This is a genomic window from unidentified bacterial endosymbiont (genome assembly GCF_918797525.1).
Classification (GTDB): Bacteria; Pseudomonadota; Gammaproteobacteria; order Enterobacterales; family Enterobacteriaceae; genus Enterobacter.
Genome location: NZ_OU963893.1, coordinates 2,373,509 through 2,385,968, shown reverse-complemented (window position 1 = coordinate 2,385,968; position 12,460 = coordinate 2,373,509). Strand labels below are relative to the sequence as shown.

11 protein-coding genes and 1 pseudogene are annotated in these 12,460 nt (G+C 55.2%); 8 read left to right on the top strand and 4 right to left on the bottom strand.

The genetic code is table 11. The features are described 5' to 3' along the window. Positions 1–40 precede the first annotated feature (40 nt). The 4 genes from NL510_RS11315 to cydB all read left to right on the top strand — a co-directional run bounded on the left by NL510_RS11315 (position 41) and on the right by cydB (position 3,916). A complete protein-coding gene (locus NL510_RS11315; RefSeq protein WP_253376571.1) occupies positions 41–547 on the top strand; it encodes a ferritin-like domain-containing protein in 507 nt (168 codons plus the stop codon). A 16-nt stretch (positions 548–563) separates the two neighbouring features. After that, the gene (locus NL510_RS11310; RefSeq protein ID WP_253376569.1) at positions 564–1,436 is read left to right on the top strand and encodes a manganese catalase family protein; all 873 of its coding nucleotides are present in this window, start codon (positions 564–566) and stop codon (positions 1,434–1,436) included. 66 nt (positions 1,437–1,502) lie between these two features. Next, positions 1,503–2,906 carry a cytochrome ubiquinol oxidase subunit I gene (locus tag NL510_RS11305; RefSeq protein ID WP_253376568.1) on the top strand — a complete coding sequence of 468 codons (1,404 nt, stop codon included), beginning with the start codon at positions 1,503–1,505 and terminating at the stop codon, positions 2,904–2,906. After that, positions 2,906–3,916 carry a cytochrome d ubiquinol oxidase subunit II gene (cydB, locus tag NL510_RS11300; protein ID WP_253376566.1) on the top strand — a complete coding sequence of 337 codons (1,011 nt, stop codon included), beginning with the start codon at positions 2,906–2,908 and terminating at the stop codon, positions 3,914–3,916. The genes NL510_RS11305 and cydB overlap by 1 nt, the downstream gene beginning before the upstream one ends. Here the strand turns inward: cydB and NL510_RS11295 are convergent. The 3 genes and pseudogenes from NL510_RS11295 to NL510_RS11285 all read right to left on the bottom strand — a co-directional run bounded on the left by NL510_RS11295 (position 3,913) and on the right by NL510_RS11285 (position 5,415). Continuing rightward, entirely contained in the window at positions 3,913–4,443 is a 531-nt protein-coding gene (locus NL510_RS11295; protein ID WP_253376563.1) for a 2-oxo-tetronate isomerase, read from the bottom strand. The two genes, cydB and NL510_RS11295, sit on opposite strands and share 4 nt — an antisense overlap. After that, entirely contained in the window at positions 4,443–4,901 is a 459-nt protein-coding gene (locus NL510_RS11290; protein WP_253384686.1) for a DUF421 domain-containing protein, read from the bottom strand. The genes NL510_RS11295 and NL510_RS11290 overlap by 1 nt, the downstream gene beginning before the upstream one ends. 9 nt (positions 4,902–4,910) lie before the next feature. Further along, positions 4,911–5,415, bottom strand: a pseudogene (locus NL510_RS11285) (hypothetical protein). A 137-nt stretch (positions 5,416–5,552) separates the two neighbouring features. Between NL510_RS11285 and NL510_RS11280 the strand changes: the two are divergent. The 4 genes from NL510_RS11280 (at position 5,553) to NL510_RS11265 (ending at position 10,654) form a co-directional block, all read left to right on the top strand. Continuing rightward, positions 5,553–5,942: a YdeI family stress tolerance OB fold protein gene (locus NL510_RS11280; protein ID WP_253384684.1), complete on the top strand. Its 390-nt coding sequence runs from the start codon at positions 5,553–5,555 to the stop codon at positions 5,940–5,942. A gap of 64 nt (positions 5,943–6,006) precedes the next feature. Then, positions 6,007–6,891, top strand: coding sequence for an SDR family oxidoreductase (locus NL510_RS11275; RefSeq protein ID WP_253384682.1), 885 nt, complete (start codon positions 6,007–6,009; stop codon positions 6,889–6,891). Between the two features lie 178 nt (positions 6,892–7,069). Further along, entirely contained in the window at positions 7,070–7,993 is a 924-nt protein-coding gene (locus tag NL510_RS11270) for a LysR substrate-binding domain-containing protein (protein ID WP_253384680.1), read from the top strand. A 276-nt stretch (positions 7,994–8,269) separates the two neighbouring features. Next, positions 8,270–10,654 carry a glucose/quinate/shikimate family membrane-bound PQQ-dependent dehydrogenase gene (locus tag NL510_RS11265; protein ID WP_253384678.1) on the top strand — a complete coding sequence of 795 codons (2,385 nt, stop codon included), beginning with the start codon at positions 8,270–8,272 and terminating at the stop codon, positions 10,652–10,654. Positions 10,655–10,703: 49 nt separating this feature from the next. Here NL510_RS11265 and NL510_RS11260 read toward each other — a convergent pair whose 3' ends face one another. Beyond that, entirely contained in the window at positions 10,704–12,389 is a 1,686-nt protein-coding gene (locus tag NL510_RS11260) for a methyl-accepting chemotaxis protein (protein WP_253384676.1), read from the bottom strand. Positions 12,390–12,460 lie beyond the last annotated feature (71 nt).

Here is a 12,460-nt window from a genome sequence, read left to right as displayed (position 1 = left end):
CTTCAGCAAATGAATTACTCAAATCAACCAGGAGTTAATCATGAATCCCGTAGAACATTACCATGACTGGCTACGCGATGCCCATGCGATGGAAAAGCAGGCGGAATCTATGCTGGAATCGATGGCCAGCCGTATTGATAATTATCCTGATGTACGCGCCCGCATTGAGCAACATATTCATGAAACAAAACGGCAAATTACAGTGCTGGAGGAAATTCTCGACCGTAACGATATTTCGCGTTCGGTTTTAAAAGATTCCATGAGCAAGATGGCGGCACTTGGCCAGTCTATCGGGGGTATGTTCCCCTCCGATGAAATCGTGAAAGGCTCCATTAGCGGCTACGTCTTCGAACAGTTCGAAATCGCCTGTTATACCTCCCTGCTGGCCGCCGCCAGACAGGCGTGTGATACCGCCTCGGTGCCCGCCATTGAGACAATCCTTGCTGAAGAGCGCGAAATGGCCGACTGGCTGCTCCAGCATATTCCGCAAACGACGGAACAGTTCTTGCTGCGCTCTGACGCAGATGGCGTGGAAGCGAAAAAATAACCCTGAGGGAGAAGCTATGTTCCGACACGTTAAGCAATTACAGTATACGGTTCGCGTTGCTGAACCGAATCCGGGCCTGGCTAATCTTCTGCTTGAGCAATTTGGCGGTCCACAGGGTGAACTGGCCGCCGCCTGTCGCTATTTTACACAAGGGTTAAGCGACGACGATCCGGGGCGTAAAGATATGCTCATGGATATCGCCACGGAAGAGTTAAGTCACCTGGAAATTATTGGTACCCTCGTGGCGATGCTGAACAAAGGGGCAAAAGGCCAACTGGCGGAAGGCGTCGAAAATGAAGCAGAGCTTTATCGTTCCATGACTGAAAATGGCAACGACAGCCACATTACCTCTCTGCTTTACGGTGGCGGAACGCCGCTGACCAACTCTGCCGGCGTTCCCTGGACCGCCGCCTACGTGGACACCATTGGAGAACCTACGGCGGACCTGCGCTCAAACGTCGCGGCCGAAGCCCGAGCCAAAATTATCTATGAACGGCTCATCAATGTGACCGACGACCCGGGCGTGAAAGATACCCTGGCGTTTCTGATGACCCGTGAGGCGGCGCATCAGCTCTCTTTCGAGAAAGCGTTGCAGTCCATCCGCAATAATTTCCCGCCCGGTAAACTGCCGCCCATCGAGGAATACACCAACAAGTACTACAATATGTCTGAAGGCGAAGACGTTCGTGGTAGCTGGAACAGTGATAAACATTTTGAATACGTGGAATCACCTCAGCCTGCCGTGGACGGTGGTGAGGGTAGCGCCAGCGTAACCCTGACGACAGAGCAAGCCACGCTACTTAAGGCAATGGCTGCGCGGACCAAGTCCGACCCTAATGCCGACCCGCTAACAGGCGCTGAACTTGGCGCGGGTAAGAAAAAACCGTAATCGGCAGGGCCAGGTAGCCCGACGCCTGGCCCTTCCCGTTCGCCCTCCTTTCCCGAGGTACGGCCCATGTTCGAACTTGATGCATTTCATCTGGCCAGGATCCAATTCGCGTTTACCGTCTCTTTTCATATTCTTTTTCCGGCGATCACCATCGGTCTGGCCAGTTATCTGGTGGTACTCGAAGGGATGTGGCTTCGCACTAAAAACGACGTCTGGCGCTCGCTTTACCACTTTTGGCTCAAGATATTCGCCGTGAATTTCGGTATGGGCGTCGTCTCCGGGCTGGTCATGGCCTACCAGTTTGGTACCAACTGGAGCGGATTCTCTCAATTTGCGGGCAGTATTACCGGCCCGTTGCTGACCTATGAAGTACTCACCGCGTTCTTCCTCGAAGCCGGTTTTCTCGGCGTGATGCTGTTTGGCTGGAACAAGGTCGGGCCTGGGCTACACTTTTTTGCCACCTGCATGGTGGCGCTGGGTACGCTGATGTCGACGTTCTGGATCCTCGCGTCCAACAGCTGGATGCACACCCCGCAGGGCTTTAGCATCGAGAACGGCCAGGCGATCCCCGAGGACTGGCTGGCGATTATCTTTAACCCCTCCTTTCCTTATCGTCTTATCCATATGTCTATCGCCGCGTTCCTGTGCAGCGCGTTGTTTGTTGGCGCCTCCGGCGCCTGGCATCTGCTGCACGGCAACGATACGCCCGCAGTCAGAAAAATGTTCTCCATGGCGATGTGGATGGCGCTGCTGGTTGCCCCCGTTCAGGCCATCGTTGGCGATATGCATGGCCTGAATACGCTTGAGCACCAGCCCGCCAAAATTGCAGCCATTGAAGGACACTGGGAGAACCCGCCCGGGGAAGCAACACCGCTGCTGCTGTTTGGCCTACCGGATATGGCCGAAGAACGGACAAAATATGGGCTTGAGATCCCCGCGCTGGGAAGTCTGATCCTCACGCACAGTCTGGATAAACAGGTCCCGGCGCTGAAAGATTTCCCAAAAGAAGACCGCCCGAACTCGCCGATTGTTTTTTGGTCGTTCCGCATCATGGTGGCAATGGGGTTACTGATGATCGCCCTCGGCGCGCTTAGCCTCTGGCTACGTTACCGGCATCGGCTGTACCTTTCGCGGCCTTTCCACTGGTTTGCGCTCTGTATGGGTCCCGCCGGTCTGCTGGCGCTGCTGGCGGGTTGGGTCACGACGGAAGTGGGTCGCCAGCCGTGGGTGGTTTATGGCTACCTGCGCACCATAGACGCGGTATCCCTGCACAGCACCCTGCAGATGAGTATCAGCCTTGCGGCCTTCCTGGTGGTCTACTGCTCGGTGTTCGGCGTAGGCTATGTCTATCTCGCCCGTCTTATCAAAAAAGGGCCGCAGCCGGTGGATACGTTAACCTCTGATACCCTGGGCACCCCTGCCCGTCCCCTTTCTGCCGCGGAGTCAGTCCCGGAACAGGAGAAAAGCTGATGGGCATTGATATTCCGGTAATCTGGTTTGCTATCATCGTTTTCGCCACCCTGATGTACATCATCATGGATGGTTTCGACCTTGGGATAGGAATGCTGTTCAGCTTCGTGAATGATGCAAAAGAACGCGATGTGATGGTCAACAGCGTGGCGCCGGTCTGGGATGGAAACGAAACCTGGCTGGTCCTTGGCGGAGCGGGGTTATTCGGCGCCTTTCCGCTGGCCTATGCGGTGATTACCGACGCGCTCACCCTCCCCCTTACCGCCATGCTGATGGGGCTTATCTTTCGCGGTGTCGCCTTTGAATTCCGTTTTAAAGCCACGCCGTCGCACCGCAAGTTCTGGGACTACGCCTTTGCCGGAGGCTCATTTGTTGCCACCTTCAGCCAGGGAATAGTTGTCGGGGCGATGATCAACGGCTTCGACGTTGAAGGGCGACGCTTTGCGGGTTCATCTCTCGACTGGCTGACGCCGTTTAATCTGTTTTGTGGATTTGGGCTGATGGTGGCCTACACCCTGCTGGCGACCACCTGGCTTATCATGAAGAGCGAAGGGGCACTGCAAAACCACATGCGTGTATTAACCCGAAAAGTGCTGCTGGCGCTGATGGCCGTTATCGCGGTGGTGAGCGTCTGGACGCCGCTCGGCTGGCAGTATGTGGCCGAGCGCTGGTTTACCCTGCCTAACGTCTTTTGGTTCCTGCCGGTTCCTCTTCTGGTAGGCCTCTTTAGCCTGTTGATTTGGCGGCTAACGCGCAACCCCGCCAGCCACACGCGCCCTTTCCTGCTCACGCTCGGGCTGATCTTCCTTGGGTTTAGCGGGCTGGGCATCAGCCTGTGGCCTAACATCATTCCACCGCATATTACGCTGTGGGATGCTGCCGCCCCGCCTGCCAGCCAACTTTTTATGCTGGTCGGCACGCTGCTGATCGTGCCGGTGATTCTGGTTTACACCGCCTGGAGCTACTACGTCTTCCGGGGAAAAGTGTCGGATACCGAAGGTTATCATTAAGCAGCGGGCTCCTTACGCTTGTGCTGGGTCAGTTTTTGTACTATTTCCGCCAGGGCATGTTGCACCGCCTTTTCCACCACGTCCTGACACTCACCGGAAAACAGTACGGTACTGGTTTCAGTATGGCCTTGTAAGTTCCAGGCGAAGCAGACGGTGCCTGCTGCGGTGCCGTCTTCACCGCCTTCCGGCCCGGCATAGCCACTAATTGCGATACTGACGTCAGCCTGCGCCAGCTCACGAATACTCGCGGCCATTTCGGTGACGGTTTCTTCACTGACGGCAGTAAAGCGCGCCAGGGTTTCTGGCCGAACGCCGAGGATCCGCTCCTTCGCGGCGTCGCTGAAGACCACCAGCCCCACGTCATAAAACTCAGCCGTATTCTCTTCAGCGCAGAGCGCCACGGAGAGCTTCCCACCGGTGCAGGATTCTGCGGTGGTCAACCGTAAATCAAGACCGGTTAATTTACGTGCCAGCTTTTTGGTGAGTTCAGCAATGGTGGTATGGTTATCATGCGCAAGATTATTCATTAAGAGGCCTCATGTGATTCAAAAGGAATAATTGAGATATGGCCATTGCGTTCAAGAATGGCATATTTTATCTTCCCCAGCTCGGTTATCCCATTATTCTGCCGCGCCGAAACCAGGATATCATCACATGAAACATCGACTTTTTTCAGCTTATCCGTTAAGGGGACCCCATTCTCCACCAAAATGACCGGCGTGCCGTCAAGAATATTCTCAACGGAAGAAAAATATTTTTTCATTAAGCCAAATATAATATCCACCACCACCAGCGTGGTGATAGTTATCATCGCCCCGGTAACGGAAAAATCTTGCCCGAGCAGGGCCTGCTGGGTCGCTTCACTGATGATTAATAGCAAAATGAGATCGAAACTGGTCATCTGCAATAATGCGCGTCGTCCGGCTACTTTGAATACCACAACCAGAAAAAGATAGATCGCCAGAGCACGAAAGACCATATCCATGTTCGCCTCCTAGGGGTAAATGAACTGCCAGAAACGAACGTCTGGCTCGCGATTTACGCGGATTGTATATTCCCACTTGCCCGCCCTGGAGGGCGTCATAAATACTCTGAGGGTGAACGGGTCATGATTAGTGAGGTGGGTGTAGACGAAAAAAAGCGTATTTCCGTGGCTATACATGCGATCAGGCTGCGGCCAGACGCTGCCCGGTTCATAGACATCCGGCCCCTCGCTGGTCAAGCTAATCACGTACTCCTCCTGGGTGTTAACCGGAAACGCAATCTGCAGCGGAAACTCAGTCTCCCGACGACCAAAGCGCTCGTAGTTCACTACCAGCGTTTTTACCGAATTGGTTTTTACGCTGTCGCTTAACGCCCCGCTCGAAAAAAGACCGGCGAATCGCCGCGACAATAATAGCCAGCAGCAGGATAAAACCCACCTGGCGAAATGCATATTCAAACGTCAGCAAGCGATGTTTTTCATTTACACCAGGAACCTTGTCATCTTTACGATTCATGTTGACCATCACCGCTTCGCTTATTTTTCAGGATTTTTGATTTATAACGCTATTTTTTTAAGACTTATCACATTTGCCACCTAAAGGAATAGCAACAATACTTAAGAAGTCAAGACACTTGAAACAGAGGATATCAAATGAAATTAATAGTTATTTCCGCATTGTTGATATTTCTGGTTCCCGCCGCGTGGGCAGAAAATAACGGTGGGTTACAAAAAGGTGAAGCGCCCCCGCCTCCCCATGCCCTCGACAGCGGTTATCGCGGTACCGATGATGCCCGAATTATGACCATCGACCAGGCGAAAGAAATGCACGACGGCGCCTCAATTTCACTGCGCGGAAATCTCATTGATGGCAGCGGTGATAAATACATGTTCCAGGATAAAACAGGAAAAATCGACGTTATTATTCCAAAGGCCGTTTTTGATGACCGGACCGTGAAACCGGACCATATGATCAGTATTAGCGGTTCGCTGGATAAAAAATCATCCCCACCGGTGGTACGCGTCGACCATTTGCAAAAATAACAGCAGCGAAGCGCTACGCTGCCCCACTACATCGATTTTCCCCTCAGGCCATAAGGAGTCCGTAATGAGTGATACCCAACAATCCACAAACGCCTACCCGCAGCCCCCGTTTCCGGAACAGCCGCAAACGCCGCCCGGACTGGCCTCTGAAATGCAGCCCGTACCCGACCATGGTGAGCAAAGTTACCGGGGGCACGGTCGCCTGACGGGCAAGAAAGCGCTGATCACCGGCGGTGATTCCGGGATTGGCCGCGCAGTGGCGATTGCCTATGCCCGTGAAGGCGCGGATGTCGCCATCAACTATCTTCCGCAAGAAGAGCAAGATGCAGCCCAGGTTATTGCCCTGATCAAAGCGGAAGGACGTACAGCCGTCGCCCTGCCGGGGGATATTCGGGATGAGACCTTTTGCCAGACGCTGGTCGAGGATGCCGTCGCGAAATTGGGCGGGCTGGATATTCTGGTGAATAACGCCGGTCGTCAGCAGTACCGGGAGACGCTGGAAGAGCTGACGACGGAAGATTTTGACGCGACGTTCAAAACCAACGTCTACGCGCCATTCTGGATAACCAAAGCCGCCCTGCGCCACCTTAAGGCGTCCGCCGCCATCATCAATACCTCGTCGGTGCAGGCGGCAAAACCGAGCGCAATCCTGCTCGATTACGCCCAGACCAAAGCCTGCCTGGCGGTGTTCACTAAAGCTTTGGCTAAACAGCTCGGTCCACGCGGGATCCGCGTCAACGCCGTTGCGCCAGGCCCTTACTGGACGGTACTGCAGTCCAGCGGCGGGCAACCGCAGGAGAAAGTGAAAGAGTTCGGGGGCACGACGCCGCTGGGCCGTCCGGGGCAGCCCGTTGAGATCGCACCTTTGTATGTCACGCTGGCCTCCGACGAGTGCTCTTACACCTCAGGCCAGGTGTGGTGTTCGGATGGCGGCGACGGGGTACTGTAACCCTGTCCCCGCCCGGCCTGCAATTGTTCCCCTAAAGAACATGGATGTTCTTTAGCATGGCGACGGCGAAATTTGTTGTAACTCAAACCAATCAAATGTTAAAAATATTTTGCTACTAGGTTATCAAATTTAAACAACTTAACTTGTCAGCCGCGTCGCTCTGTTTTTAACATCGTCTATGGAAAAAAATGGTCTTTTCAGTCAGCGCATACGCTTGCGCCATTTGCATACATTTGTGGCCGTCGCTCAACAGGGAACGCTGGGGCGAGCGGCTGAAACCCTTAACCTTAGTCAACCGGCCCTGTCAAAAACCCTGAACGAACTGGAACAACTCACCGGAACCCGCCTCTTCGACCGGGGTCGCATGGGTGCGCAGTTGACCCTGGTCGGTGAACAGTTCCTCACCCATGCAGTGAACGTTCTGGATGCGCTCAACACCGCCGGTCAGGCGCTGCATCGTAAACAGGAACAGGCTCCGGAGATCGTGCGCGTCGGGGCGCTCCCTACGGCCGCGCTGGGTATTCTGCCTGCCGTTGTCGGCCATTTTCATAAACATCAGCCCCACACCACTCTCCAGGTCGCCACCATGAATAACACAATGCTGCTCGCGGGGTTAAAATCTGGCGAGCTGGACCTGGGTATTGGCAGAATGTCCGATCCGGAACTGATGACCGGTCTTAATTATGAACTGCTGTTCCTGGAATCGCTCAGGCTGGTGGTGCGCCCTCAGCACCCTCTGCTCAAGGATACAGTCACCCTGAGCCGGGTGATGGAGTGGCCCGTCGTGGTATCACCAAAAGGCACCGTCCCGCGGCAGAATGCCGAAACGTTATTGCAACTGCAAGGATGCACGATGCCGTCAGGCTGTATTGAAACGCTTTCGGCCTCACTGTCTCGCCAGCTGACCGTCGATTTCGACTACGTCTGGTTTGTCCCTTCCGGCGCGGTGAAAGAGGATCTGCGCCAGGGTATCCTCACTGCGCTGCCGGTGACCTCGCCAGGAGCCGGAGAACCTATCGGCATCCTGACCCGCGTTGACGTCCCTCTCTCCCCGGGGGCCAGGACGCTATTGAGTGCCATACGCAAATCCATGCCTGCCTGATCCCCCTTTCGCGCCCGTCAAGATGACGGGTTTCGCACCGTCATAGTCAAATAATGCGAAATTTTCCATTAACAATTGCGTAAAACAATTTAACAGTTTTATCATAGCCGCGAATTCACCAAATGGTTCGCACGCTATGTGTTTATCGTGGATTTCTGCGCAACTGAGCCGCTCAGTTGGGTATATATCAGCATCGCTTTCGTCTTTTGTTACCCATTTGGTACACACGCCGCACAGCGCGGATCCATAAAGACGGGAGTATTAAAGGAGATAGAAATGGCATTTGGTAGCGCGCCGCAAGGGATCCCCCGGATCCTGCAGTGGCTCCTTGCCGGACTGATGGCGCTCATCGGTCTGGCGGTTGGCGGCCTGGGCTTTAAGCTCGTCACAGTAGGCGGAAGTGGGTACTTCCTGATTATGGGCGTGGTGATGGTGATTGCAGCCATCCTGATTTTCCGCAACCGCACCAGTGGCATTGTGCTTTATAGCGTTGCGTTTATCGCCTCGCTGTTCTGGGCAGTCAGCGACGCCGGCTGGGATTTCTGGCCGCTGTTCTCGCGTTTATTTACCTTCGCCGTGCTGGCGTTCTTATGTGCCCTTGTCTGGCCATTCCTGCGCGCGGCAAACACGCACGCCCCGGTTAACAAGGCGCCGGCATTTGGCGTTGCCGCCGTGCTCGCCGTGGCGATGCTGGTCAGTCTGGGCTGGATGTTTAAGCCCCAGACGCTGGTTGCCGCCAATGAGGCTGTACCGGTCAAACCCGTCGCGCCCGGTGAGGAGCAAAAAAACTGGGAGCACTGGGGTAACACCACCCATGGCGATCGCTTCGCCGCGCTGGATCAGATCAACAAGCAGAACATTAACGAGCTGCAGGTCGCCTGGGTCGCGCACACGGGGGATATTCCACAGAGCAACGGTTCTGGCGCGGAAGATCAAAATACCCCGCTGCAGATCGGCGACACGCTGTATGTCTGTACCCCGTACAGCAAAGTGCTGGCGCTGGACGTTGACTCTGGTAAAGAGAAATGGCGTTACGATTCGAAAGCCACGGCACCAAACTGGCAGCGTTGCCGTGGTCTGGGCTACTTCGAAGATCACTCTAACGTGACAACGTCACAAATAGAGACGCAGTCTGCGGCCTGCCCGCGTCGTCTCTTCCTGCCGACTACCGATGCGCGCCTGATTGCAATTAATGCCGACACCGGTAAAGCCTGTGAAGACTTTGGCGATCGCGGTACGGTTGACCTGAGCGCTGGTATGGGTGAAATCAAACCAGGCTACTATCAACAAACCTCTACGCCGCTGGTGGCCGGGAATGTGGTGGTGGTCGGTGGTCGCGTAGCGGATAACTTCTCCACCGGCGAACCGCCAGGAGTGGTGCGTGCTTATGACGTGCATACCGGTAAACTGGCATGGGCATGGGATCCGGGTAATCCGAGCCTGACCGGCCTGCCGCCGGAAGGAGAGACGTATACACGCGGTACGCCTAACGTCTGGTCTGCGATGTCCTACGACGCCAAACTGAACCTGATTTATCTGCCAACCGGTAACGCTACCCCAGACTTCTGGGCGGGTGAACGTACTGCGCTTGATGATAAATACAGCTCTTCTATTGTGGCCGTTGATGCAACTAGCGGTCAGGTTCGCTGGCACTTCCAGACCACCCATCACGATCTCTGGGACTTTGACCTGCCTTCTCAGCCGCTGCTGTACGATCTGCCAGACGGCAAAGGTGGCACGACGCCGGTACTGGTGCAAACCAGCAAACAGGGCATGATTTTCATGCTCAACCGCGAAACCGGCAAACCGGTTGCGAAGGTTGAAGAGCGTCCTGTTCCGGCCGGGAATGTTGCAGGTGAACGTTATTCGCCTACTCAACCCTATTCTGTTGGCATGCCGATGATCGGCAACCAGACGCTGACCGAATCCGACATGTGGGGCGCAACCCCGGTTGACCTCCTGCTGTGCCGTATTCAGTTTAAAGAGATGCGTCATCAGGGCGTATTCACCCCCCCGGGTCTGGATCGTTCTCTGCAGTTCCCGGGATCGCTCGGCGGTATGAACTGGGGCAGCGTGTCGGTTGACCCAAATAACGGCCTGATGTTTGTTAACGATATGCGACTGGGGCTGGCGAACTACATGGTTCCTCGCGCCAATGTTGCCAAAGATGCCAGCGGTATCGAGATGGGTATTGTGCCGATGGATGGCACGCCGTTCGGTGCGATGCGTGAACGCTTTCTGTCTCCGCTGGGCATTCCTTGCCAGAAGCCGCCTTTTGGTACTCTGTCTGCGGTGGATCTTAAATCTGGCAAGCTGGTGTGGCAGGTTCCGGTCGGCACGGTAGAAGACACTGGCCCGCTGGGCATTCGCATGCATATGCCTATTCCAATCGGGATGCCAACGCTGGGCGCGTCCCTCTCCACGCAGTCTGGCCTGCTGTTCTTTGCCGGTACGCAGGACTTCTACCTGCGCGCGTTTGATACCGCGACCGGGAAAGAGATCTGGAAAGACCGTCTGCCAGTGGGCAGCCAGTCCGGCCCGATGACTTACGTTTCACCGAAAACGGGTAAACAGTACATCATCATTAACGCCGGTGGCGCGCGTCAGTCACCGGACCGTGGTGACTACGTTATTGCCTACGCGTTACCGGATAAGAAGTAACCTGACAGGGACCTGAGGGTCCCTTTTTTATCGAGAAACAGCCTGCAGATCAGAACGTCTCCCCGTTCTTCCCGGACACAGCAGCCGCTGGCCGTAACTGCGCGCGCTCTGGCGCAGAGGTGAACGTACGGCTCGCCGTGGTCCCATTCAGACGAAATGCCCCTACCGCCTCGGTCAGGCGCGCGCCCTGTTCTTCCAGCGACGACGCCGCCGCAGAAGCCTCTTCCACCAGCGAGGCGTTTTGCTGGGTCACTTTATCCATCTCAGAAATGGCCTGGCTCACCTGCACAATCCCGCGACTCTGCTCGTCGGACGCGGCAGCAATTTCCAGCATAATATCCGTAACGCGTTTAACCGCCTTTACGATTTCATTCATCGTATTCCCGGCGGCAACCACTTCACCGGAACCCTGATCAATCAAATTCACCGATTCGTTGATCAGGCTTTCAATCTCTTTGGCGGCATTCGCACTGCGGCTCGCCAGGGTACGGACTTCACTCGCCACGACCGCAAACCCACGGCCTTGCTCGCCCGCACGTGCCGCTTCTACCGCCGCATTAAGCGCCAGAATGTTAGTCTGGAAAGCAATGCTATTGATCACCGCGGTAATTTCGGAGATTTTCTTCGAACTGGTGGAAATATTACCCATGGTTTTTACCACCCCAGAGACCATCTGGCCGCCGCGGCTGGCTTTACCTGACGCATCTTCCGCCAGCTTGCAGGCATGGTGTGCGTTATCGGTGTTCTGTTTTACCGTCGCCGTGAGCTGTTCCATGCTTGCGGCTGTCTGTTCAATGGCGGCGGCCTGCTGTTCAGTACGCGAGGAGAGGTCGGTATTTCCGGCAGAAATCTCGCTGGTGCCGCGATAGATCTCCTCGGCTCCCTGACGCACACTGCCCACGGTAGTGACCAGCGAGTGCTGCATGGTTTGCAGATCACGCGTCAGTCGGCCAATTTCGCTGCGGCTCGTCGAATCGTCCGGTAGGGTTAAATCCCCTTTGGCAATCTTCTCAATGCGGGTGGCGGCGCGTTGTAGCGGGTTGATGACGGTGCGACGCAGGACGATAAAAGTCATCGCCGTCAGCCCCAGCGCCAGCACGAAGGCGCCAGGCATAATCATTAGCCCCAGTTGGGTGCGCGTATGCGCCTGCGCCGTTAACGCGTTGGCACGATCGGTACGGAGTTTAATCGCCTTAAGCAACATGCTGTTGTAGGCATCATCCAGCGGACGGGCGGATTCGTTTTCATGGTTGATAATGGCCTCGAACATGCCGTTTTTAGCATATTTCAGCATCGGCTGTAGACCGGCGATATAGTCCGCGTAGCGGGCGTTAAGTTCGGCATCCAGGGCTTCATCCGCCGGGGTCCGTACGCCACGCCCCATGTAAGCGGCAAAACCGGCCTGCGACTGTTTAATGCGCGCCTGTGCTTCATCAATGTTCTGCTTCATCGCCTCCATTTCCGCGATACGGCTTGCCGCGCCCGCATGGATCATATTGATACGCGCCGTTCGCAGATGGTTTGAGCTATTGGATAAACCGGTACGTACCTGAATTTCAGCCGTCAGATCCTGCTGATCGAGATCCGCCTGTAACAGGAAATACCCCGCCAGACCCACGCTTAAAGCAAACAGAATAATAATGCCACCGAGAATGGAGGAAAACAGCGGAACCAGCCTGATGTGATGCAAGAAGCCCAGCGAGTGCTGCGCCTGCATCGAAGTTGTGTTGTCCATGACCGTCGACTCTCTTATAAGTTTGATGCGTAAAACACGCCTGTAAAAGAGTCATCGGCAAAACATAAAAT